At 71.8% G+C, this 21925-nt stretch carries 24 protein-coding genes and 1 tRNA gene; 12 read left to right on the top strand and 13 right to left on the bottom strand.

Annotated features, from left to right (window positions below; all coding sequences use genetic code 11):
• Positions 1-41: 41 nt before the first annotated feature.
• Complete coding sequence (locus CJZ86_RS14390; RefSeq protein WP_094586960.1) at positions 42-2123, bottom strand: cation:proton antiporter domain-containing protein; 2082 nt, start codon at positions 2121-2123, stop codon at positions 42-44.
• 128 nt (positions 2124-2251) lie between these two features.
• On the opposite strand from CJZ86_RS14390, the gene CJZ86_RS14385 reads away from it, so the two are divergent.
• Positions 2252-3559: an aromatic ring-hydroxylating dioxygenase subunit alpha gene (locus tag CJZ86_RS14385; RefSeq protein ID WP_094586958.1), complete on the top strand. Its 1308-nt coding sequence runs from the start codon at positions 2252-2254 to the stop codon at positions 3557-3559.
• Positions 3560-3578: 19 nt separating this feature from the next.
• Here the strand turns inward: CJZ86_RS14385 and CJZ86_RS14380 are convergent, their stop codons facing one another.
• Positions 3579-4229, bottom strand: a complete 651-nt coding sequence (locus CJZ86_RS14380) for a ParB-like protein (RefSeq protein WP_094586956.1) — start codon at positions 4227-4229, stop codon at positions 3579-3581.
• Between the two features lie 97 nt (positions 4230-4326).
• Here CJZ86_RS14380 and CJZ86_RS14375 point away from each other — a divergent pair, with 97 nt between their 5' ends.
• Positions 4327-5442: a sirohydrochlorin chelatase gene (locus tag CJZ86_RS14375; RefSeq protein WP_094586954.1), complete on the top strand. Its 1116-nt coding sequence runs from the start codon at positions 4327-4329 to the stop codon at positions 5440-5442.
• 390 nt (positions 5443-5832) lie between these two features.
• Positions 5833-6066 (top strand): DUF2811 domain-containing protein, encoded by a 234-nt coding sequence (locus CJZ86_RS14370; RefSeq protein WP_094586952.1) that lies wholly within the window; start codon positions 5833-5835, stop codon positions 6064-6066.
• Positions 6067-6303: 237 nt separating this feature from the next.
• Here CJZ86_RS14370 and CJZ86_RS14365 read toward each other — a convergent pair whose 3' ends face one another.
• The 7 genes from CJZ86_RS14365 to CJZ86_RS14335 all read right to left on the bottom strand — a co-directional run bounded on the left by CJZ86_RS14365 (position 6304) and on the right by CJZ86_RS14335 (position 11294).
• Positions 6304-7974, bottom strand: a complete 1671-nt coding sequence (locus tag CJZ86_RS14365; protein WP_094586950.1) for a GMC oxidoreductase — start codon at positions 7972-7974, stop codon at positions 6304-6306.
• A gap of 23 nt (positions 7975-7997) precedes the next feature.
• The gene (locus CJZ86_RS14360) at positions 7998-8501 is read right to left on the bottom strand and encodes a hypothetical protein (RefSeq protein ID WP_094586948.1); all 504 of its coding nucleotides are present in this window, start codon (positions 8499-8501) and stop codon (positions 7998-8000) included.
• A gap of 92 nt (positions 8502-8593) precedes the next feature.
• A tRNA-Met gene (locus tag CJZ86_RS14355) sits at positions 8594-8670 on the bottom strand.
• Between the two features lie 64 nt (positions 8671-8734).
• Positions 8735-9718, bottom strand: coding sequence for an asparaginase (locus CJZ86_RS14350; protein WP_094586946.1), 984 nt, complete (start codon positions 9716-9718; stop codon positions 8735-8737).
• Positions 9719-9749: 31 nt separating this feature from the next.
• Positions 9750-10268 (bottom strand): CGLD27 family protein, encoded by a 519-nt coding sequence (locus CJZ86_RS14345; protein WP_094586944.1) that lies wholly within the window; start codon positions 10266-10268, stop codon positions 9750-9752.
• An 11-nt stretch (positions 10269-10279) separates the two neighbouring features.
• Positions 10280-10666, bottom strand: coding sequence for a ribosome silencing factor (rsfS, locus tag CJZ86_RS14340; RefSeq protein WP_094586942.1), 387 nt, complete (start codon positions 10664-10666; stop codon positions 10280-10282).
• Positions 10659-11294 carry a DUF3318 domain-containing protein gene (locus tag CJZ86_RS14335; protein WP_094586940.1) on the bottom strand — a complete coding sequence of 212 codons (636 nt, stop codon included), beginning with the start codon at positions 11292-11294 and terminating at the stop codon, positions 10659-10661. Before CJZ86_RS14335 ends, rsfS begins: the two co-directional genes overlap by 8 nt.
• 121 nt (positions 11295-11415) lie before the next feature.
• Here CJZ86_RS14335 and carB point away from each other — a divergent pair, with 121 nt between their 5' ends.
• Entirely contained in the window at positions 11416-14739 is a 3324-nt protein-coding gene (carB, locus tag CJZ86_RS14330) for a carbamoyl-phosphate synthase large subunit (protein WP_094586938.1), read from the top strand.
• A 22-nt stretch (positions 14740-14761) separates the two neighbouring features.
• On the top strand, positions 14762-15439 hold the full coding sequence (locus CJZ86_RS14325; RefSeq protein WP_094586936.1) for a DUF3386 domain-containing protein: 678 nt from the start codon (positions 14762-14764) through the stop codon (positions 15437-15439).
• Between the two features lie 12 nt (positions 15440-15451).
• Here the strand turns inward: CJZ86_RS14325 and CJZ86_RS14320 are convergent, their stop codons facing one another.
• Both CJZ86_RS14320 and CJZ86_RS14315 read right to left on the bottom strand, forming a co-directional pair.
• Complete coding sequence (locus tag CJZ86_RS14320; protein ID WP_094586934.1) at positions 15452-15682, bottom strand: DUF6447 family protein; 231 nt, start codon at positions 15680-15682, stop codon at positions 15452-15454.
• A 71-nt stretch (positions 15683-15753) separates the two neighbouring features.
• Positions 15754-17493, bottom strand: a complete 1740-nt coding sequence (locus tag CJZ86_RS14315) for an ABC transporter ATP-binding protein (protein WP_094586932.1) — start codon at positions 17491-17493, stop codon at positions 15754-15756.
• Between the two features lie 39 nt (positions 17494-17532).
• On the opposite strand from CJZ86_RS14315, the gene CJZ86_RS14310 reads away from it, so the two are divergent.
• From CJZ86_RS14310 to folP, 3 genes are read left to right on the top strand one after another with little or no spacing between them, the layout of a single operon-like run.
• On the top strand, positions 17533-17751 hold the full coding sequence (locus CJZ86_RS14310) for an RNA-binding S4 domain-containing protein (protein WP_094586930.1): 219 nt from the start codon (positions 17533-17535) through the stop codon (positions 17749-17751).
• A 10-nt stretch (positions 17752-17761) separates the two neighbouring features.
• Positions 17762-18523, top strand: coding sequence for a triose-phosphate isomerase (tpiA, locus tag CJZ86_RS14305; RefSeq protein ID WP_094586928.1), 762 nt, complete (start codon positions 17762-17764; stop codon positions 18521-18523).
• Positions 18524-18548: 25 nt separating this feature from the next.
• Entirely contained in the window at positions 18549-19412 is an 864-nt protein-coding gene (gene folP, locus CJZ86_RS14300; protein WP_094586926.1) for a dihydropteroate synthase, read from the top strand.
• Positions 19413-19437: 25 nt separating this feature from the next.
• Here the strand turns inward: folP and CJZ86_RS14295 are convergent, their stop codons facing one another.
• Positions 19438-19719: a hypothetical protein gene (locus tag CJZ86_RS14295; RefSeq protein WP_094586924.1), complete on the bottom strand. Its 282-nt coding sequence runs from the start codon at positions 19717-19719 to the stop codon at positions 19438-19440.
• A gap of 138 nt (positions 19720-19857) precedes the next feature.
• Between CJZ86_RS14295 and CJZ86_RS14290 the strand changes: the two genes are divergently transcribed.
• A complete protein-coding gene (locus CJZ86_RS14290; protein ID WP_094586922.1) occupies positions 19858-20061 on the top strand; it encodes a hypothetical protein in 204 nt (67 codons plus the stop codon).
• A gap of 19 nt (positions 20062-20080) precedes the next feature.
• Here the strand turns inward: CJZ86_RS14290 and CJZ86_RS14285 are convergent, their stop codons facing one another.
• The gene (locus CJZ86_RS14285) at positions 20081-20572 is read right to left on the bottom strand and encodes a LexA family protein (protein WP_094586920.1); all 492 of its coding nucleotides are present in this window, start codon (positions 20570-20572) and stop codon (positions 20081-20083) included.
• 96 nt (positions 20573-20668) lie between these two features.
• On the opposite strand from CJZ86_RS14285, the gene CJZ86_RS14280 reads away from it, so the two are divergent.
• The 3 genes from CJZ86_RS14280 to CJZ86_RS14270 all read left to right on the top strand — a co-directional run.
• Positions 20669-21157 carry a cupin domain-containing protein gene (locus tag CJZ86_RS14280; RefSeq protein ID WP_094586918.1) on the top strand — a complete coding sequence of 163 codons (489 nt, stop codon included), beginning with the start codon at positions 20669-20671 and terminating at the stop codon, positions 21155-21157.
• A gap of 71 nt (positions 21158-21228) precedes the next feature.
• Positions 21229-21543, top strand: coding sequence for a hypothetical protein (locus CJZ86_RS17160; protein ID WP_198960159.1), 315 nt, complete (start codon positions 21229-21231; stop codon positions 21541-21543).
• Positions 21544-21603: 60 nt separating this feature from the next.
• Positions 21604-21925, top strand: a 322-nt coding sequence (locus CJZ86_RS14270) for a DUF4912 domain-containing protein (RefSeq protein WP_143594170.1), incomplete at its 3' end; no start/stop codon positions are given.

Below are 21925 nucleotides of genomic sequence, written 5' to 3'. Positions count from 1 at the left end.
TCTCCCCTCTGTCTAGTCATGGCCCCTGATCCATGCAGGGGTCAGTGGAGTGGATCGCTGATCACCAGGACCGAGCAGCCCAGCCGCCGCAGCAGCCCCGTGGCCTGGTCGCTGGCGGGAATCGGCATCCCCTCCACCAGGCGCCGCAGGGAGCGCAGGATCACCAGATCGTGGCTCTCGCTGCTGCGCTCGATCGCCTCGGCCACGTTCGGGTCAGCCAGGAGTTCCACCGTCACCGGCACGGCCCCTCCGGCCCTGGCGGGGGACGGGACCCAGGCCTGGAGCCGGCGGGCCAGCCGCTCCCGCTCCGCCTGGGCCAGCCAGGGTTCGTGCACGTGCAGCAGGGTGATGGCGGCCCCCTCCCCGGGCGGGCTGGCGCGCAGCAGCCGCTCCGCCAGCTGGAACTGTTCCAGGGCGCCGGCGGAGAGGTCCTTCACCGGCACGAGCAGCCGGCGGAAGCCGGCCGGATCCTCCCGCAGCCGGGCCATCACCACCGGGCAGTGGGCCTGACGGCAGATGGCGGCCACCAGATCGCCGAACAGCCAGCTCCCCAGCCGGGCGCCCGGCGCCACCCCGACCAGCACCAGGTCGGCCCCCTGCTCGAGGGCCGTGCGGGCGATGCCGCCGGGGATGTCGTTGTCGACCCGCAGCAGCGAGCGGCTGGGCACCCCTGCCGCCGCGGTGCGGACATCGGCCCGCTCCAGCAGCTGGCGCCCCGCGGCCAGGGCCCGGTGCACGACGGGATGGGGCCCGCGGCCCGCCCCGGCCTGGCGGGGCGACACCACCGCCAGGGGCAGCACCGAGCCCTGGTGACCCGCCTCGCCGTCGATCAGGCGCCCGGCCAGGGCCAGCAGGAACTCCTCGCTGCGGGCGTCGCTGATCGGCACCAGCACCCGCAGGGCCCGCCGCACCAGGGCCAGCTGGCCGCTCTCCTGCAGGCTCAGGTCCCGGGAGCGGCGGCTGGCCATCCGGGTCATCGCCACCGTGGTCAGGATCGGGCCCAGGGTCGCGGTCACCACCATCAGGGCCAGCACGCTGTTGAGCATCCGCTCATCCAGCAGGCCCTGGCGGAAGCCCACGTAGGTGGCGGCCAGGGTCGCCGCCACCTGGGGCAGCGACAGCGACCAGAGGGTGAGCATCTGGGGGCCGTCGTAGCGATAGAGCAGCCCCGACCACCAGGAGGCCAGTCCCTTGCTGGCGATCAGGCACAGGATCAGGGCAACCGCGAAGGCGGAGCCCGTCATGGTGCTCAGGAACACCGGCACATCGAGCAGCAGGCCCAGATCGATGAAGAACAGGGGGATGAACAGGCTCGCCCCCACCACCACCACCTGCTCCTTGACGCGCCCGTCCGGCAGCACGCCGTTCACGGCCAGGCCGGCGAGGAAGGCGCCGACGATCTTCTCCACCCCGGCCAGCTCCGCCCCCACCGCCGCCAGGAACAGGGCCAGCAGCACCGCCACGAACAGGCGGCTGTCGCCGTCGACGCTGCGGCGGACCAGGCCCCGGCCCAGCCAGCGGATCAGCAGCAGCACGGCGGCGGCATAGACGGCCACCTTGAGCAGCAGCCCCACCACCCCCTCGGCGCTCAGCTGGCCCCGCCCCAGGCTGACGCAGAGGGCCAGCACCACCAGGGCGGCGATGTCGGTGAAGATCGTGCCGCCGATCGCCACCGTGACGCACTCCTCCCGCATGGCGCCGAAGCTGCGCACGATCGGATAGCCCAGGGGGGTGTGGGAGGCCAGGATCGAGCCGATCAGCACGGCGCTCACCGCCGGGTAGCCATAGGCGAACCCGAGCACGGTGCCGGCCAGCATCGGCAGGGTGAAGGTGAGCAGGCCGAAGCGGAAGGAACGGGCCCGGATCCGCTGGAACTCCCCCAGGTCGATCTCCAGCCCGGCGATGAACAGCAGGTAGATCACCCCCACGTCCGAGAGCAACCGCACCGTCTCATTGCTGGACACCAGCCAGGCCAGGCCGTGGGGACCGATCACCACTCCCGCCACCAGCAGCCCCACCAGGTCCGGCAGGCGCAGGGGCCGCACCAGCGGCGGCACCACCACGCTCAGCACCAGCAGCAGGGCGAAAATTGCCAGGGGATTGCCGGTCAGGAAGGTGCCCACGGAAATCGGGAGGGATGGCAGGGGTGTCCTCCAGGCCGTCCTAGGAACGCCGCCACCGGCGATCGCCCTCCCCGCGGCGTCTCGTAACGGGCCCGCATCCGGCCGCCTGCGCCAGCAGAATCGGCTGCATGACGAGTTCCGCCTGGCGCCAGCACTGGTATCCGGTGGCCTATCTGCGGGACCTGGACCGCACCGGGCCCACCGCCTTCACCCTCCTCGATGAGGACCTGGTGCTCTGGTGGGACCGCACCGGCCAGGCCTGGCGCGCCTTCGCCGATGTCTGCCCGCACCGCCTGGTGCCCCTGAGCCAGGGGCGGATCAATGCCGGCGGCGAGCTGGAGTGCCCTTACCACGGCTGGAGTTTCGCCGGAGACGGCCACTGCACCGCCATCCCCCAGGCCGAGCCGGGGGCGAGCCCCAGCGCCGTGCGATCCCGTTGCCGGGCCTACGCCACCGCCGAGGCCCAGGACCTGCTGTTCGTGTTCGCCGGGGAGGCGGCCGACGCCGCGGCGGTGCCCCTGCCGCTGGTGCCGGTGCTGGAGGAGCCGGGCTGGTTCGTCCAGGACACCTTCCGGGACCTGCCCATGGATGCCCTCACCCTGCTGGAGAACGTGCTCGATGTGAGCCACGTGCCCTTCACCCACCACCGCACGGTGGGCAAGCGGGAGAACGCCTCCCCGGTGGCAGCGGCGATCACCAGCTCCGGTCCGGAGGGGTTCACGGCCCTGTGGGAGGAGGGCCCCCGCCGGGGCAAGCTCGGCAGCCAGCACACCACCTACGCCGCCCCCGGCCTGATGTGGCACGACCTCACGGCGCCTGGCTTCGCCCGCATCCTCACGGTGGTCTACGCGACGCCGATCCGCCGCGGTGAGTGCCGCCTGTTCGCCCGCTTCCCCTTCCAGTTCAAGTCCCGGCTGCCTCCCCTGCTGCTGGGCCTGCGGCCCCGGTGGCTGCAGCACATCGCCAACCACACGGTGCTGGAGGACGACCAGGTGTTCCTGCACTGGCAGGAGCGGGTGCTGGAGCAGCGGGGCCGCAGCGGCGGCGCCGAGCGGGCGTTCTTCCTGGCCACCGGCGCCGACGTCTATGTGAAGGCCCTGCACGACTGGGTCAACGCCCACGACGGTGACCCCTTCCCCGGCCAGGCCCTGCCCCCCCGCCTCGATCGGGCGGCGCTGATGGACCGCTGGGAGAGCCATGGCCGCCACTGCGCCTCCTGCCGCGGCGCCCTGGAGGGACTGCGGCGCTGGCGGCCGCTGGTGCAGGCCATTCCCTGGCTGGCCCTGCTGGCCATCGCCTGGTGGCAGACGCCCCCGGTGCTGGTCGCGGCCCTGCTGCTGGCGGCGGCCGCGGTGCTGCTGGGCCGGCGCTTCGATCGCTGGGAGCGGCTGCTGCTGGCCGGGGATGGCGAACCGCCCCGCAACCGGCCCGACTGAGCGGGCCGGGCCCGAAGGTTCAGCCCTTCCAGCCGGCCAGGTGGGAGGCGGCCCTGGAGCGCACCAGGGAACGGGCGGCCGCCAGGGCCGGTGCCAGGTTGGCGGAGCTGAAGGGGGGCAGGGGGCGGCTGCGCAGCCAGGCTCCCCAGCGGAATTCGTGGAAGGGGATCAGGGGGGCCGGATCGATCATGCCCTCCTTCTTCAGCCTCCAGACCAGGGAGCGGTAGGGATCGTCCTGCAGGCCCTCCAGGCCCTGGGGCAGGGCCGTGGGGGCCAGGGGGCCATGGCCGCGGCCGTCGTAGAGGTACAGCCAGCCCCGGGCCTGCAGTTCGGTGAGCACCGCCTGGGGCGGCTCGGACGGCCGATCGAGCACCAGGTAGCCGTAGGCCATGGCGCCGGGATCCAGCTCGATCAGCCCCCGCAGGCGGTGGTGGCGGTCGACCATCCAGAGGGCGTCGCCGGCGCCGCGCACCAGCGGAACGGGTTTGCCGCGCAGGTAGCGCAGGCGCTGCTCCGCCGTCTCCTCGGAGAAGTCCTGCTGGCGGCTGCGCACCTCGGCCAGACCCACGCACATCTGGGTGGGCCGCAGGTCGGCGATGGCGACGCTGAGCAGGTCCGCCTTCGGACCCGGTGGTGGCAGGGGCTGGTATGGGGGCAGGTGCAGGCTCATGGGTGCCGGTGGCTGAGCCCCATCCTGACCGCTCCGAGCCGGTCCCCACCGCCGTGGTTCAGCCCCGGGAATAGGGTCGAGCCAGCCACGGACGTTCATGACCACCGCCCCTGACCGAGCCATCGCTCCGGAGGGACCCCACGGCCCGATCGGGGTGCTGGTCTGTGGCCACGGCAGCCGCAACCGTCTGGCGGTGGCTGAATTCGCCTCCCTGGCCCACCAGCTCCAGCACCACCTCGCCCCGGTGCCCGTCGACCACGGCTACCTGGAGTTCGCCCGGCCGATCCTGCGCGACGGTCTGGATGCCCTGCGCCAGCGCGGGGTGCAGCACGTGCTGGCCGTGCCGGCGATGCTGTTCGCCGCCGGCCACGCCAAGAACGACATCCCCTCGGTGCTCAACACCTACGCCGCCGAGACCGGGCTGCGCATCGACTACGGCCGGGAGCTGGGGGTGGATCTCAAGATGATCCAGGCCGCGGCCGCCCGCATCCGCTCCGCCATCGACGGTGCCGACGCCGACGCCATCACGGCCGGTCGCAGCCCCGTGCCGCTGCACGACACCCTGCTGGCGGTGGTGGGGCGTGGCTCCTCCGACCCGGATGCCAACTCCAACGTGGCCAAGGTCACCCGGATGCTGGTGGAGGGCTTCGGCTTCGGCTGGGGGGAGACCCTCTATTCCGGGGTCACCTTTCCCCTGGTGGAGCCGGGCCTGCGCCAGGCCGTCAAGCTCGGCTACAGGCGCATCGTCGTCTTCCCGTACTTCCTGTTCTCCGGGGTGCTGGTGAGCCGGATCCGCCAGCACAGCGAGCGGGTGGCCGTCGACCATCCTGAACTTGAGATGGTCCAGGCCGGCTATCTGGGCGACCATCCCCTGGTGCTGGACACCTTCCGGGAGCGGGTCGCCGAGGTGCTCGGGGGCGATGTGGCGATGAACTGCTCGCTCTGCAAGTACCGGGCCCAGGTGCTCGGCTTCGAGCGGGAGGTGGGGGCGCCCCAGCACAGCCACCACCACCATGTCGAGGGGCTGGTGGAGAGCTGCACCCTCTGCGAGCGGGAATGCACCGGGGCCTGCCAGCCCGATGGCGTGCCCGTGCCGCTGGGCGGGACGGGGGCTGGCCATGGCCACGGCCATGAGCACCATCACCACCACCCCGTCTACCCCCATGCGGACCACCCGCTGGGTCCCCTGACCCTGCGGCGGCCGAGCGACTGAGCTGGCGGGGTGTGGGCGGGCTGGCCTCGCCGGTCTCATCTCTGATTGCGTCCAGAGAGACTGAGTTCTGATCAATTGTTCCGATGGTTCGGGACTTTCCCCCACCTCGGCGCCGTTTTCCCCCGATTCGCGGCACTTTTCCACAGTTCATGCCCTTCCGGCCGCCCCGGGACGTCAGGACTGGGGAAAGTCATGGATGGCTTGGAACAGCCTTGACAGGGTCCGCTGGTGGCGGTCCGCTGCTCCCGTGTTCTGCAACACCTCGGCCGCAGCCCAGCCGGGGCCGCGAGTCTCATCCCCCGACGCCGACGGGGCCCCCCGGGAGCCGGTTTTTGACGCCGGCCATCCCCTGTGGCGTACTTGGAACGAACTCAGCCCAATCCCACCAGCATGGCCATGGATCCTGAGCAGCCGGGGTGCGGCGGCGAAGAGGCGAGTGTGAGCCTGGAAGCCGAGGTGCCCGAGGTGCTCTACGCAGGCATGCGGGAGTTCATTGATGCCCATCCGCACTGGGACCAGTACAGCGTCATCACCTCCGCCCTGGCCGGTTTCCTGTTCCAGAACGGCTGCCAGGAGCCCGTGGTCTCCCAGCATTACCTTGACGGCCTGTTCCAGAAGCCCTGAGGACTGAGCAGCCCAGTCAGATGGAGCGGGCGGGGCAGAGGGGCCGGCGAGGCAGAGGGGCCGGCGAGGCAGAGGGGCCAAAAAAAAGCGGAGGTGCCAACCCCCGCTGATGGTTTTCTCCCTTGCCCGACCCTTTGGAGGTCGCCCCGTCATTGTGCGCATGGGTGGCCAGCAAGATTGTGGTGATCGACACCAGCTGCGCCCCGCTGTGACGGCTCCCTGACCGGACGGCACCGTTCAGTGGCGTCTCATGGCGGCGGCGGCGGCGGCACAGGCCCGCCAGGTGATCGCCATCTCGGTGAGGGTGGGGCTCTGCCACCCGGCGCTGGGCCAGCAGGCCCCATCGGTGACCAGCACGTTGGCGGCCCCCCAGCAACGGTTCCAGGGGTCGACGACCCCTTCCTCGGGGCGCTCGGCCATGCGGGCCCCGCCCAGTTCGTGGATGTAGTAGCCCGGTGGTGGCGGCTCCGGACGCACCGCCAGGCTGTTGCGGATCAGGGGTTCGAGCACCGGCAGCACGAACAGCTCCTCGATCGGCCGGATGCGGCCGCCCGCCGCGGCCACCACGTCCTGCATGCGCGCCTGCATGTGGGCCACCATCGCCGCCTCGTTGGTTCCCCAGCGGCAGTCGATGTGGGGGATGGGCAGGTCCCAGGCGTCGCTGCGGGAGCCATCCAGGCTCACCCGGTTCCCGGCCCGGGGCAGCACCTCCCCATGGCCGATCAGGAAGCCCACCGCTTCCCCGGGACGGCGCCGCAGCAGGGCGGGGGGATCGAAGCGCTGCAGGGCCGCCCAGATCCCGTAGCCGCGCAGAAAGGCTTCCGAACGCCCCTCGCCCAGGTTCACGGTATTGGGGATGAAGCAACTGCCGGCCCCGGAGAGCTCGGCCGGTTCGGGGGGGGCTTCGATCGCGGGGATCGAGAAGAAGCGGCTGGTGGAGATGTGGTCCATCAGGTAGCGGCCCAGGCTGCCCGAGGGGTCGCTGAGGCCGCCGCTGCGCATGGCGTCGCTCGAGTGCAGCAGCAGCCGCACCGTTTCGATCGTGGAGGCACAGAGCACCACCAGGGGGGCGGCGAGGCGCTCCCGCCGGCCGCTGGCCGCGTCCACCAGCACCACCGCTTCGGCCAGCCGCCCGGCTGCGTCCATCTCCAGATGGCTCACCACCGCGCCGCTGCGCAGCTGCACCCGGCCGGTGGCCAGGGCCCGGGCGAGGCTGCGGCCCTGGGCGCTGGAGGGGGGCCAGGGCGCCTCCGGCGTGGGCCTGTGCAGGCGGAAGCCGCGGGAGTGGATCAGGGGCAGTCCCAGCTCACGGCCGATCGCCGCCTGCAGGTGCTTCTCCCCCGGGGTGAACGGCAGGGGCGGCAGGTACTGCCCGTCCGGCAGCTGGGGCAGCCCGTCCCGCTGGCCATGCACCCCCAGCAGGGTCTCGAGCCGGTCGTAGAAGGGCGCCAGCTCGCTGCTGCCGATCGGCCAGGCCGGGCCATGGCCGTCCCGCCGGGCCGCCTGGAATTCCGCCTCCGACAGGCGCAGGGTGATGCCCCCCCAGGTGAGGCTCTTGCCGCCCACCTGGCGCCCCCGGGTCCACAGGAAGGGCGCGTCCGGGGGGGTGCTGTAGGGGTTCTGCCGCTCGTCGACGAACAGCTCGGGGTTGTGCTTCCAGAAGCCCGGGTGGTGCCGCTGCAGGCGCTGGCGGCCACTGCTGAGGTGGGCGAGGCGCCGCAGGCTGTTGAGCGGCTCGCTGCCCAGGGCCCGCCGGGCGGAGAGGTCCGGCCCCGCCTCCAGCACCAGCACCCGCAGCCCCGCCTCCGCCAGCACCATGGCGGCCACCGACCCATTCGCTCCAGCCCCCACCACCACGGCGTCCCAGGGGCGGTCGCTGCCGGCGGAGGCGGAAGGGGCCATGGACATCGGCGTGCGAACCGGTCCCGGCATCATGGTGGAGCGACCGCAGGCCGCCGCTGCAGGCCGCAACGGCGTCGCAGGGCCTCCAACAGCCGGGCGACGGCATCGGGCTGACCCTGGAGGTGGAAGGCCTCCTGTTCAGCCACGCGATGGTTGTGGTAACGGGTGGTGAGCAGGCCGGAAATTTCCTGCCGCACCACCGGCTGCACCGGCAACCGCCAGCCGATCGGTGTCACCGTGCCGGTGGGGCAGCTCTGCACCGCATGCACCGCCTCGTGGAGGAACGTCTGCCGGGCGATGCCCAGCTCGAAACTGATCGGGGCGATCCAGATCCTTCGCGACCCGGACTCGAACAGTCCGTAGACGCCACGCAGAGGTGGCGCGCTGATCTGAATCCTGAATCCGAACCGCTGCAGTTCCCGCACCAGGGGCTGCAGGTCCGCCGGCAGTGCCCCCAGGGGTTTCGGCGCCAGGGGGGCCTGCGCCGCCGGCGCTGGACGCGAAGCCAGCTGGATCGGGGGGACCGGGAGCATGGCGGATCGTTGCGTCCACCGCCATCAAACAACAACCCCCCAGCCGATGGCTGGAGGGTTGATGGGTGACAACCCTTGGGAGGTTGTGGATTTGGTGGCGGGGAGGAGATTTGAACTCCTGACCTTCGGGTTATGAGCCCGACGAGCTACCAGACTGCTCTACCCCGCGGTACACAAGTGGCCGGCGGATGTCCGCGTCCCACTCAAAAATTGTATCAGGCGATGCCCACGCCTCAGGGGCGTGCGCCGTCGAAGCGCAGCTCGCCGATCACCTCCAGGCGCAGGTGGTCGGCCGGTGTCAGGTAGCGCTGGCGCAGCTCCACCAGGGTGGTGGGGGTGAGCCACTCGAGCTGCTCCAGCAGGTGCAGGGCCACGGCCTGCTTGGCCCGCCGGGCCCCGTCGTCGACCTTGATGGCCACGCCCATGCCCTCGCCCACCCGGCTGAGGCACTGGATGCCTTCGGCGCCTCCCTTGCTCAGCACCTGGCCGTGGGCCAGGCGCATCAGCTCGGTGTCGAAGGCCCCCTCCCCGGCGATCAGATCGGGGTGGGCGAGCATCGCCCGGCTGAGCCGCTCCAGGTCGGCCTGCTCGCCGCCGCCGAGGTGGGCGAACAGCAGGGCCATCTGGGCCAGCTGCAGCTGCAGGGTGCGGGCGCCGCAGTCATCCCGGGCGCTGATCAGTTCGGCCCCCGGCAGCCCCAGCAGCTCCCCGACCCGCTTGACCACCGCCTGCTGCAGGGGATGGTCGGCCTGGAGATAGCTCTCCAGGGGCCAGTGCATCTGGCGGCAGGCGGCCAGGAAGGCCGCGTGCTTGCCCGAGCAGTTGTGCTCCAGCGGACTGCTGGCACCGGCGGGGGTGGGGCACTGGAGGTCCTCGGTGTCGAGTTCCGCACCCCAGAGCAGCTTGAACGCCTCCCGGGCATGCAGGGCGGTGCCGGCATGGGAGGCGCAGGCGATCGCCAGGCCCCGTTCCCCGGCCCCCATCCGATCGGCGGCGCCGCTGCCCACGAACACGGTGGCCTGGAATGGCTTGAGGGCCGAGCGCACGAAGCTCAGCTGCTGGGGGTCGCCGGCGCGCATCAGCACCCGGCCCCGCTGATCGCAGACCACCGCATGCACCCGGTGCCGGGACTCGACGATGCCATTGCGCAGCAGGCGGACCTCCAGGGGGGGAATGCCGGGGCGGCCCGGGCCGGCGAAGCTGGAGGACAGGGTCATGGGTGTGGGGGAAGGTCCGTGGAGGCCGACCTCAGAGAGCCTGGCAGAGCCCCGACCCGAGCAGCATCAGGGTGATGGCGACGGCGACCGCCTGGCGCAGGCGGGTCAGCACCGGCTGCACCTGGTGGCGGGCCACCAGCAGATCCTGCTGGCGCCAGGTGATGGGCTTCTCCCAGACCTGACCGTCGTACCAGCCCGATTCCTCGTACTCCACCCGCTCCGAGACCAGCCGCTTCTGCACGTAGGTCCAGCCGAGCCACTGCCGCAGCAGCAGCACCATCGGCAGCAGCACGGCGGCGGTGGCCGCGGCGATCACCAGGCGGACGGGGTCGTGGCGCAGCGGAATGCTGCCGCCGGCCACCAGCAGCGCCGGTGGGAAGGAGAGCAGCCAGGCGAGTCCCAGGGCGCGCCACAGTCCTGCCGGGCCGTTGGCGGGCCAGTGGAAGAACCAGGAGCGGTTGAGCTGGTCGTACTCCTGCAGGGGACGCTGGGCCGGGGGCACCGGGCAGGGGGTGTCCTGGCTGGGCAGGCTCGGAACGCCGGCGGCCATCGCTGCGTCCCTCAGCCGCCGACCGGGCCGGTGCCACCCACCTCGACCGGGGCGCCGACGTAGCGCTCCTGCTCGCCATGGCCCCAGAAGGACTCGAGGTCGTAGTAGCTGCGTTCCTGGGGGGTGAGCACGTGCACGATCAGCTCGCCGTAATCCAGCAGCACCCAGCGGCCTTCGCTCTGGCCTTCGCGCCGCAGCGGCAGGCGGGCCGCATCGGTTTCGAGCCGGTCTTCCACGGAGCGTGCGATGGCCCGCACCTGCACGTCGCTGAGGCCGCTGCAGATCACGAAGAAGTCGGCCAGGGACGACACCTCATCGACCCGGATCAGACGGATGTCGACCGCCTTGCGGTCGTCACAGGCCTCGGCGGCGAGCAGGGCCAGGTCGCGGCTATCCATAGACGTTCTCACTGGTGACCGACTGGCGGGAGCCCTGTTGCTGGGCCATCTCGGCCCGGGCCTTGCCGGCGCTCTTGCGCAGGGCCTCGAGGCGGTCTTCGTAGAAGGTGCGGCGGCGCTTCTTGCGGGTCTGCTCCACCAGCTCCTTGAGGGCGCCCCCCAGGCTCTTGTAGGCGTTGGGCAGGCTGTAGCCGAAGCGGCAGGCCAGGTCGATGGCCCGCTCGTCGGCCAGGATCGCGTCCTGGAGACGCTTCTCCGAGTTGTTCTTGAGGTAGAGGCGGTAGCCGGCGAAGCCCGACAGCCCCAGGGCCATCACCAGCAGCAGGCCGTCCTGCACCCACAGCTCGCCGATGGCGCCCCCCAGGCCGATGGCCAGGGCGGCCATCTCCCAGCCGTCGCGCGGGATGGCGTCGTTCTGGACGCGGCCCACCTCGTGCCAGAAGAGCAGGTTGCGGTGGTCGAGGGCGAGGGCGTCCCATTTCTCGAGATCCACCTGGATCTCCACCTCGTCGCGGCCGATCTCCTCGATGGTGATCAGGGGAGGATCGACGGAGGCCGCCGCTTCCACGAACACCCAGCTCTGCATCTCAGGGGGCAGCAACCCCTTCAGGCGCTGGAGTTCGCTCATCGGCGGCGTCTCGGGCGAAGGTATCCCGTCAGATTAGCGATTGCCTGCGGTGCCAGCGGTGCGGGGGGCCGGTCGGGACGGCGACCGTGAGAGGCTGGGCGGGTTTGACCGACCACGCCCTATGCCCCGCCGCACGGATCTGAGGCGCATCCTGCTGCTGGGGTCGGGACCGATCGTGATCGGCCAGGCCTGCGAGTTCGACTATTCCGGCACCCAGGCCTGCAAGGCCCTGCGGGCCGAGGGCTACGAGGTGGTGCTGGTGAACTCCAACCCGGCTTCGATCATGACCGATCCGGACCTGGCGGATCGCACCTACATCGAGCCCCTGACCCCCGAGGTGGTGGCCCGGGTGATCGAGCTGGAGCGCCCGGATGCCCTGCTGCCCACCATGGGTGGCCAGACCGCCCTCAACCTGGCCGTCGCCCTGGCGGAGAACGGCACCCTGGCCGCCTACGGGGTCGAGCTGATCGGTGCCGACCTGGCGGCGATCCGCAAGGCGGAGGACCGGCTGCTGTTCAAGGAGGCGATGGCCCGGATCGGGGTGGCCGTCTGTCCGTCAGGAATCGCCAACGACCTCGAGGAAGCGATCCGCGTCGGCGAGGAGATCGGCACCTACCCGCGCATCATCCGGCCGGCCTTCACCCTGGGGGGATCGGGCGGCGGCATCGCCTACAACCCGGAGGAATTCCAGGCCTTCTGCAAGAGCGGTCTCGAGGCCAGCCCCGTCTCCCAGATCCTGATCGAGAAATCCCTTCTCGGCTGGAAGGAGTTCGAGCTCGAGGTGATGCGCGACACCGCCGACAACGTGGTGATCGTCTGCTCGATCGAGAACCTCGATCCGATGGGGGTCCACACCGGCGATTCGATCACCGTCGCCCCCGCCCAGACCCTCACCGACCGGGAGTACCAGCGGCTGCGTGACCAGTCGATCGCCATCATCCGCGAGATCGGTGTCGACACCGGCGGCAGCAACATCCAGTTCGCCATCAACCCCGCCAACGGGGACGTGGTGGTGATCGAGATGAACCCCCGCGTCAGCCGCAGCTCGGCCCTGGCCAGCAAGGCCACCGGCTTCCCGATCGCCAAGATCGCCGCCCGGCTGGCGGTGGGCTACACCCTCGACGAGATCGTCAACGACATCACCGGCGCCACGCCGGCCTGTTTCGAGCCGACGATCGACTACGTCGTCACCAAGATCCCCCGCTTCGCCTTCGAGAAGTTCCGCGGCTCGCCGGCGGTGCTGACCACCTCGATGAAGTCGGTGGGCGAGGCCATGGCCATCGGCCGCAGCTTCGAGGAATCCTTCCAGAAGGCCCTGCGCTCCCTGGAGACGGGCCATGGGGGCTGGGGCTGCGACCGCCCCGACCACCCCCAGGATCCGGCCGAACTGGAGCGCCGCCTGCGTACCCCGTCCCCGGATCGGATCCACGACGTGCGCGCCGCCATGGTGGCCGGCCGCAGCGACGACGAGATCCACCGGCTCAGCGCCATCGACCCCTGGTTCCTGGCCAAGCTGCGCCGGATCCTGACGGTGGAAACCACGCTGCTGCGGGGCCGTTCCCTCGACGCCATCGGCGCCGCCGACCTCCTGGAGCTCAAGCAGACCGGCTTCTCCGACCGCCAGATCGCCTGGGCCACCGGCAGCGACGAGCTCTCGGTGCGCCGCCGTCGCCAGGCCCTGGGGGTCCGGGCCGTGTTCAAGACGGTCGACACCTGTGCCGCCGAATTCGCCTCCTCCACGCCGTACCACTACGCCACCTACGAGCGCCCCCTGGAGCGGCTCGAGGCCGACGGCTCCCTCACCCTGCTGGCCCCCGAGGACGAGGTGACCCCCGAGACCCGCCGCAAGGTGATGATCCTGGGGGGCGGCCCCAACCGCATCGGCCAGGGCATTGAGTTCGACTACTGCTGCTGCCACGCCTCCTTCGCCCTGCGGCAGGCCGGGTTCGCCACCGTGATGGTGAACAGCAACCCGGAGACGGTCTCCACCGACTACGACACCAGCGATCGCCTCTACTTCGAGCCCCTCACCCTGGAGGATGTGCTCAACGTCATCGAGGCGGAGAAACCCGAGGGGGTGATCGTCCAGTTCGGCGGCCAGACGCCCCTGAAGCTGGCGATCCCGCTGCTGCGCTGGCTGGAGAGCGAGGAGGGCCGCGCCACCGGCACCCGGCTCTGGGGCACCTCGCCCGAATCGATCGACCGGGCCGAGGACCGGGAGCAGTTCGAGGCGATCCTGCGCCAGCTGGACATCCGCCAGCCCCGCAACGGCCTGGCCCGCACCGACGGGGAGGCCCGGGCGGTGGCGGCGGCCGTCGGTTACCCCGTCGTCGTGCGCCCCAGCTATGTGCTCGGCGGCCGGGCCATGGAGGTGGTCTTCGACGAGGAGGAACTCAACCGCTACATGGTGGAGGCGGTGCAGGTGGAGCCCGACCACCCCGTGCTGATCGACCAGTACCTGGAGAACGCCATCGAGGTGGACGTGGACGCCCTCTGCGACCGGGAGGGGACGGTGGTGATCGGCGGCCTGATGGAGCACATCGAGCCGGCCGGGATCCACTCCGGCGACTCCGCCTGCGCCCTGCCCTCGGTGTCCCTGGGGCCCCAGGCCCTGGCCACGATCCGCCGCTGGAGCACGGAGCTGGCCCTGGCGCTGGAGGTGCGCGGCCTGATCAACCTCCAGTTCGCCGTGCAGAACGATGGCGCCGGCAACGAGACCGTGTTCATCATCGAGGCCAACCCGCGGGCCTCTCGCACCGTGCCCTTCGTGGCCAAGGCCACCGGCGTGCCCCTGGCCAAGATCGCCAGCCAGCTGATGGCCGGTCGCACCCTCACGGAGCTGGGCCTGCTGGCCGAGCCGCGGCCGCCACGGCAGACCGTGAAGGAGGCGGTGCTGCCCTTCAAGCGCTTCCCCGGCGCCGACACCCTGCTGGGCCCGGAGATGCGCTCCACCGGCGAGGTGATGGGGATCGCCGCCAGCTTCGGCCTGGCCTACGCCAAGGCCGAACTCGCCGCCGGCGAACCCCTGCCCACCAGCGGCAGCGTGTTCCTCTCCACCCACGACCGCGACAAGCCCGCCCTGGTGCCGGTGGCCCGCGCCCTGCTGGCGGCGGGATTCACCCTCACCGCCACCAACGGCACCGCCGCGATGCTTAGCCAGGCCGGCCTGGAGGTGACGCCGGTGCTCAAGGTGCACGAGGGCCGGCCCAACATCGAGGATGCGATCCGCTCGGGCCTGGTGCAGCTGGTGGTCAATACACCGGTGGGCCGCCAGGCCGCCCACGACGACCGCTACCTGCGCCTGGCCGCCCTCGACTACGCCGTGCCCACCGTCACCACCATGGCCGCGGCCCGGGCCGCCGTGGAGGCCATCGCCGCCCTGCAGCAGCAGCAGCAGGTGGAGGTGGCGGCCCTGCAGGACATCCACCCGCCCTGGGTAGGGTGAACGCCCGATCGCCCGTGACTCCGTGACCAGCACCCTGGCCGCCCATCCCGTCGCCCCCGGCTCCGACCTGCGCGAGGCCTTCCGCGCCGCCTACGAGAACCGTTACACCTGGGAGCCCGGCTTCGGCGGCTACAGCGGTCGCTGCGTCTGGGAGCAGGACGACCGGCGCCTCGCGGGCACCTTCCAGGTCGGCGCCGACCTGAAGGCGACGGTGGAGGGCATCGCCGACGAGGAGGTGCACAAGGCGGTCGCCTCCCAGCTGTGGGAGGTGGCGATCCACCGGGTGCGGCGCCCCTTCGAGCAGACCCACGGCGCCAACACCTTCACCGCCGGTGAGACCGATGCGGTGGGGACCGAGGTGATCATGGGCGGCAAGGCCGAGGGCGACCGCTACCGCATCAAGGACAACGTGGTGAGGATGGTGCACCGCCACATCCACGGCACCGTGGTGACGATCTTCACCGAGAGCGTCACCGATACCGGCAGCGGCTACCTCAGCCACAGCTACACCAGCCGCTACAGCGACCCCGCCACCGGAGAGGCCCGCGGCGGCACCAGCCGCTTCACCGACACCTTCGTGCCCCTGGCGGGCGAGGGCCCCTGGGTGCTGAGCGAGCGGGTGGTGGAGACGGAGGCCCATGGCGAGACTCCGGCCGGCCGCCAGGTGTTCCGGTTCGAGGATCTGGCCCCCCTGGGCTGATCCCCGGCGGCCTCAGGCCGGCTCCTCCAGGGTCGGGATGCCCTGCAGCCGCTCGTTCAGCTGCATGGCCATGGCCTGGCGGCCCACCGCCAGCACCTTGAGGGTGTCCTCGTGCATGCGCAGCTGGGCATCGGCCACCTGCATCCCGCGCACCATCTCCTTCACTTCGTCGGGCAGACCGTTGAGGTCGTAACGCTTGCCTTCAAAGGTCAGCACGGGGGGCTGCTGGCTGGGGGTCTGCAAGGCTCTGGGCTCGGTGCGGAGCCAGCGTAGGTGGCAGGACCGCCCGTTCTCGCCAGGGGCGAAGCCTGCCCTCAGGCCTCCAGGCGGATGAACTGGCGCTCGCACAGCTCGCGGTAGCGGCCGCCGCTGGCCATCAGTTCGTCGTGGCTGCCCTGCTGGACGATGCGGCCGCCGTCGAGCACCACGATCAGATCGGCCTCCTGCACGGTGGCGAGGCGGTGGGCGATCACCAGCACGGTGCGGCCCGCCATGGCCTGCTGCAGGCCCTGCTGCACGGCCTCCTCGGCCTCCGCATCCAGGGCGCTGGTGGCCTCATCGAGCAGCATCACCGCCGGGTTGCCCAGCACGGCCCGGGCGATCGCCAGCCGCTGCAGCTGGCCGCCGGAGAAGTTGCTGCCCCGCTCCTCGATCCGGCTGTCGTAGCCGCCGGGCAGGCTCTCGATGAAGTCGGCCGCGTTGGCCAGCCGGGCGGCCTGGCGGATCTGATCGGCCGTGGCGGGTCGCCCGAAGGCGATCGCCTCGGCCACGGTGCCGGAGAAGACACTGCTCTGCTGGGGCACCAGGGCCACGGCCCGGCGCAGGTCCCGGGCCCGCAGGTCGGCGAGGTTCTGGCCATCGAGCAGCACCCGGCCGCTCTGGGCGGTGTTGAAGCGCAGCAACAGGGAGAACAGGGTGCTCTTGCCGGCGCCGGAGGGCCCCACCAGGGCCACCACCTGGCCGGGGCGGATGTGGAGGTCGAGCTGGCGCAGCACCGGGGTGCCGCTCTGGTAGCCGAAGCTCACCCCGTCCAGCACCAGCTCCCCGGACACGGTTCCCAGGGGTCTGGCCCCGGGGTGGTCGGGCGGCTCCACCGGCTCGTTCTCGATCGCCCGCAGCCGCCGCAGCGAGGCCTGGCCCTGCTGGAACTCGTTGAAGTTGGTGGTGAGGTGGGAGATCGGATCGATCAGCATCAGCAGGGCCGCCACGTAGCTGCTGAAGCCCTGGCTGTCGAGGCCGCCGGCCTTGATGCGCGCCGCACCGATCAGCAGCACCGAGAGAATCCCGGCCGCTTCGATGAAGCCCACCACCGGATGCTGCAGCGCCAGCAGCTCCAGGGTGCGGTAGCGGGCGCGGCGGTGCAGGTCGATCTCGGTGTCGAAGCGCTCCTGCAGCCAGGGTTCGGCGGCGAAGGCCCGCACCAGGGGCAGGCCGCCGATCGCCTCACCCAGCAGGGCCGCCAGATCGCTCACCTGCTTCTGGCTGCGCTCGGCGGCGGTCATCACCCGGGCCCCGAAGGCGCTCACCATCAGCGCCACCAGCGGTGCCAGCAGCAGGGTGGCCAGGGCCAGGGGCCAGTCCAGCCAGATCATGTAGCCCAGCACCACCACCAGCTGCAGGGCGCTGGGGGTGGTGTCCTGGATCGTCTTGTAGATCACCTCACCGACCCGGTCGGCGTCCTCGGTGAGCCGGTAGGTGAGATCGCCGGCGGAGAGTTTCTCCAGGGCGCCGAAGTCGAGCCGCTGCAGGCGGGCGAACAGCTGGCGGCGCAGCTCCTGGCTGACCCGCAGGGCCGGGCCCGCCAGCAGGGTGTCCTGGCCGAACTGGGCGATCTTCTGCACCAGGAACACCGCCAGGGCCGCCGCCACGCTGCGCAGCACCTTGCTGAAGTCGCCGGCGCCGATGGCGGGGATCAGCTGGCCGGCGAGCCAGGCCAGCAGGGGCCAGCAGCCCACGAACACCAGCATGCACAACCCCCCGAGCAGCAGGGGTCGCCGGTGGGGCTTCAGCAGCGGCCAGAGCCTGCGGAAGCCGGCCGGCGAGGGTGCAAGCATCGACGAACCCTATCAGCGCTCTCCGGGCGCCCCCCGACGGTGAAGCTGGATCAGTTCCTCAAATGGCAGGGCCTCGTCGGCACCGGCGGCGAGGCCAAGCAGCGCATCCAGCGGGGGGACGTGACCGTGAACGGCGCCATCGAGACCCGACGCGGTCGTCAGCTGGCCCCGGGGGATGCCGTGGCCATCGACGGCCGGGAGGTGCTGATGCTCTCCCCGCGGCGGGAGCGTGGGAGGGACGGCGGGCTCACGCCTTAACCTGCCTCGAATGTCGCTGCCGGGAGACCACGTGCGCAAGGCCGTCATCGCAGGCAACTGGAAGATGCACATGACCTGCGCCGAGGCGCGGGCGTTTGCGGCCACCTTCCGGCCCCTGATCGCCGATCTGCCCGAGGACCGGGAGGTGGTGCTGGCCCCGCCGTTCACCGCCATCCCCACCCTCTGCCGTCACCTGGCCGGCGCCGGTGTCGCCATCGCCGGTCAGAACGTCCACTGGGAGGAGAGCGGCGCCTACACCGGCATGATCTCGGCGCCGATGCTGCTCGAGCATGGCGTCACCCACGCGATCGTGGGCCACAGCGAGCCCCGCAAGTACTTCAGCGAAACCGACGAGCAGATCAACCTGCGGGCCCGCACGGCCCAGAAGTCGGGGCTGATCCCGATCCTCTGCGTGGGCGAGAGCGACGACCAGCGCGAGGCCCGCGAGACCGAGCGGGTGATCCACCGCCAGGTGGAACAGGGGCTGGAGGGCATCGACCCCCTGCGCCTGATCGTCGCCTATGAGCCCATCTGGGCGATCGGCACCGGCAAGACCTGCGCCGCCGAGGAGGCCAACCGCATCTGCGGCCTGATCCGCGGCTGGGTGGGCCATCCCGAGGTGGTCGTGCAGTACGGCGGTTCGGTCAACCCCGCCACCATCGACATGCTGATGGCCCAGAGCGACATCGACGGCGTGCTGGTGGGGGGCGCCTCCCTCGATCCGGTCAGCTTCGCCCGCATCGCCAACTACCAGGTGCCGGTGGCGGCCTGAGGCCCCGGCCACCGCTGGGATCGCCGTGAGCTCCGCCGGCCCCGTCGCCGCCCCGCCCGGGTTCCGCTGGGGGGACCGCACCCTGGTGATGGGGGTCCTCAACCTCACCCCCGATTCCTTCAGCGACGGCGGCCGTTATGAGGCCCCCGAGGCGGCCCTGCGCCAGGCCCGTGTGCTGCACCGTCAGGGGGCCGACCTGCTCGACCTGGGCGGGCAGAGCACCCGCCCCGGGGCCACCGAGATCGAGGCCGAGGCCGAGATCGCCCGGGTGCTGCCCGTCCTGCGGCGGATCCTGGCCTCTCTGCCGCCCCCGGCGGCCGGCGGCCCCCTGCTGTCGATCGACACCTTCCGCGCCCCGGTGGCGGAGGCGGCCCTGGCGGCCGGGGCCCACTGGATCAACGACGTCAGTGCCGGCCGGCGCGATCCCGACCTGCTGGCGGTGGTGGCGGCCGCGGACTGCCCCTGCGTGCTGATGCACAGCCGCGGCGACAGCCGCACCATGGATGGCTTGGCCCGCTACGGCGACGTGGTCGCCGAGGTGCGGCAGGAGCTGCTGCAGGCCACCGATCGGGCCCTGGCGGCGGGGGTGCGTGCGGAGCGGATCCTCTGGGATCCGGGGCTGGGCTTCGCCAAGACCACCGCCCACAACCTCGCCCTGCTGCGGGGTCTGGCCCTGCTGCGGGCCGAGGGCTTCCCCCTGCTGGTGGGGCCGTCCCGCAAGCGCTTCATCGGTGAGGTGCTGGCCGAGCCCCGCCCCCGGGCCCGTCTCTGGGGCACGGCGGCGGTCTGCGGCCAGGCCATCGCCGCCGGTGCCGACGTGCTGCGCGTGCACGACGTCGGGCCGATCGTGCAGACGGCCCGCATGGCCGATGCCCTCTGGCGCGCCTGACCCGTCCGGCCGATCCGGCGCTCCGTCAGGCCGGCGGTTCCTCCTGCCGTCCCGTCAGCAGGGTCTGCACCATCAGCCGCAGGGTCGCCCGGTTGCCGCCGGCGGCCCGCCAGCTTTCCAGCCACTGCAGCAGGGGAGCGGGGGTGCCCCCGTCGTCGCCCTGCTGGCCGATGCCCAGCCGCTCGAGGAAGGCGCTGGCGTCATCCAGGCAGGAGCCCCCTTCGCCGAAGCCGTCCAGGAGCGGATCGAGGGCCGCCAGCAGGGTCTCCAGTTCGGCGGTGCTCAGCTCCGGCAGGGGCTCGATCATCGAAGCAGGCTGGGGCGGCGTTGCCGCTCATCGCCCCCAGCATGACGCCTGGACGGCGTTTCCCGGCCGGCCCCCGGCGGCCGCTCGCCGCCGGCGCCCCTAGGCTGCCCCCAGCACAGCGCCGCAGCTGCTCCCACCGTGCTGAAACTCTGCCTGCAGGTGCTTGTCTGCGTCACCATCGCCCTGCGCTGCATGGTGATCTTCGGCCACCTGCGCAAGCTCTGGATGGCGGACGGACTGGCCGGCGAATTCCGCCGTGAGCTGCGCCGGCGCGGCCTGCTGATGACCCCTCCCGCCCGTCCCACCGATTCGCGCGCCCTGCCCCACCGCGCCGACCCCTGACGCTGCTGGCTGACGCCGATCAGTGACGCCTGGAGGGGGCGCCCGCCAGGTGATGCACGGCGTGGATCACGACGCCCCAGAGCTCGGCGCCCCCTGCGTCGCTCCCCTCCGCGCCGCCCCCTTCGTCGCCGGTGAGCAGCAGGGGCGGACTGGTGCCGTCGCTGGCCACCAGCCACAGCGCACCGCCGCGCCGGGCCAGACGGCGCAGCAGGAAGGCGCCGGCATGCACCGCCACCACCACCATGCCGGGCCGGGAGTCGACGCTGCGGTCGATCACCAGCAGGTCGCCGTCGACGATGCCGTCGCCCCGCATGGCATCGCCGCTGACGCGCATGAAGAAGGTGGACAGCGGGCGGGGGATCAGCTCCAGATTGAGGTCGATGCGGGCCTCCACGTAGTCGTCGGCGGGGCTGGGGAAACCGGCGCTGATGGCTTCCGTGGCCAGCAGGCAGAAGAGCGCCGCCGCCCCCTCCCGCAGGGGCAGCGGTGACTGGGGAGGCAGGGGAAGCATCGGGCCGGCAGAACAAGGGAGCTGGTACGGATGTTCTACTCCGGTTGGCCGTCGCCGCGGGATCATCGGCAGCGACCCTCTCCCGTCCGCCAGGCCATGCGTTCCAGTCCGGAGGCGCTGATCGCCCGCTTCGACCTGCAGCCCCACCCGGAGGGGGGCTGGTATCGGGAGCTGCACCGCTCACCCGCTCAGGTGTGCCGGGCCGAGGACGGGCGGCAGCGCGCCGGACTCACGGTGATCGCCTTCCTGCTGACGGAGGGCCAGCTCAGCCGCTGGCATCAGGTGGCGGGGGCGGATGAGGTCTGGCACCACGCCGGCGGCGACCCCCTCGACCTCTGGCGGCTGCCGCCCGGGGGCGGCACGGCCGAGCGGCTGTTGCTGGGCCCGCTCGCTGAGGCCGGGGATCCGGGTCCGGGTCCGCTGCAGATCGTGCCGGCGGGGTGGTGGCAGGCGGCCCGCAGCCGGGGGCGATGGAGCCTGCTGCACTGCTGCGTGGGACCGGGTTTCGCGTTCGAGGATTTCCGGCTGATGGCCGATCTGCCACCGGCCGAGCGGCCCGCCGGCGCCGATCCGACGCTGCTCTAGGTCATTCCGTCACCATGGGGAGCTGATGGATCGGATGAGGAATGGGCTGTCCGAGGTGCGGCAGTTGGGCTGTGCGAGCCGACCGCAGCCTGGCGGGTCGCATGGTCTGTGCCCGTTGCGGAGAGCCGCTGGGCATCGGCAGGGCGCGCCGGGTCGCGGACGGCACACGGCGCCGGGGGCAGGGGGGCCGCAGCGCCCTGGTCCTGCCGCGTCGCTGGCGCCTCTGGCTGCTGCTCGGGGGGCTGCTGGCGGTCTCGGCCGTGCTGGCGTCGCTGCCGGACCGCCCGACCCGGCCCCCGGAGCGACCGGGGGCCGAACCCATGCGGGGGGTGGTGCAGCTGCCGCCGGTGGATCAGGCCCGTTCCGGCGATGTCGCGATCCGCTGACAGGGGCGATCCCGACCGATCCCATCGGCGATCATGGGATGTAACGATTCTTGAAATAGCATGGCCAGGACCAACCCGCTCGCGAACCTGGCCAGCCTCAGCATGCGCCAGCTGCGCGAGCTCGCCAGGACCCTGGGGATCCATCGCTACAGCGCCCAGGACAGGGATTCGCTGGCCGGGGCCATCGCCGATCGTTCGGGCGACAGCCCCGAGGCGGCGGCCCCAGCAGACGCGCCTCGGCCGGTGGCCGCCATCGAGGCCGAGATGGCCCCGGCGCCGCGCCCCGCCGCCGAGACCCGCGTCGTCTTCCTGCCCCGCGATCCCCAGTGGGCCTACGTCTTCTGGGACATCTCCGAGGACGACCGCAGTGACGCCCTCCATG

Origin of the sequence: Synechococcus sp. BO 8801, from assembly GCF_002252675.1 — a bacterium.
GTDB lineage: Bacteria > Cyanobacteriota > Cyanobacteriia > PCC-6307 > Cyanobiaceae > Cyanobium.
Note: the sequence above shows the minus strand (reverse complement) of the source record. Positions and strands in the feature narration are given on the sequence as shown.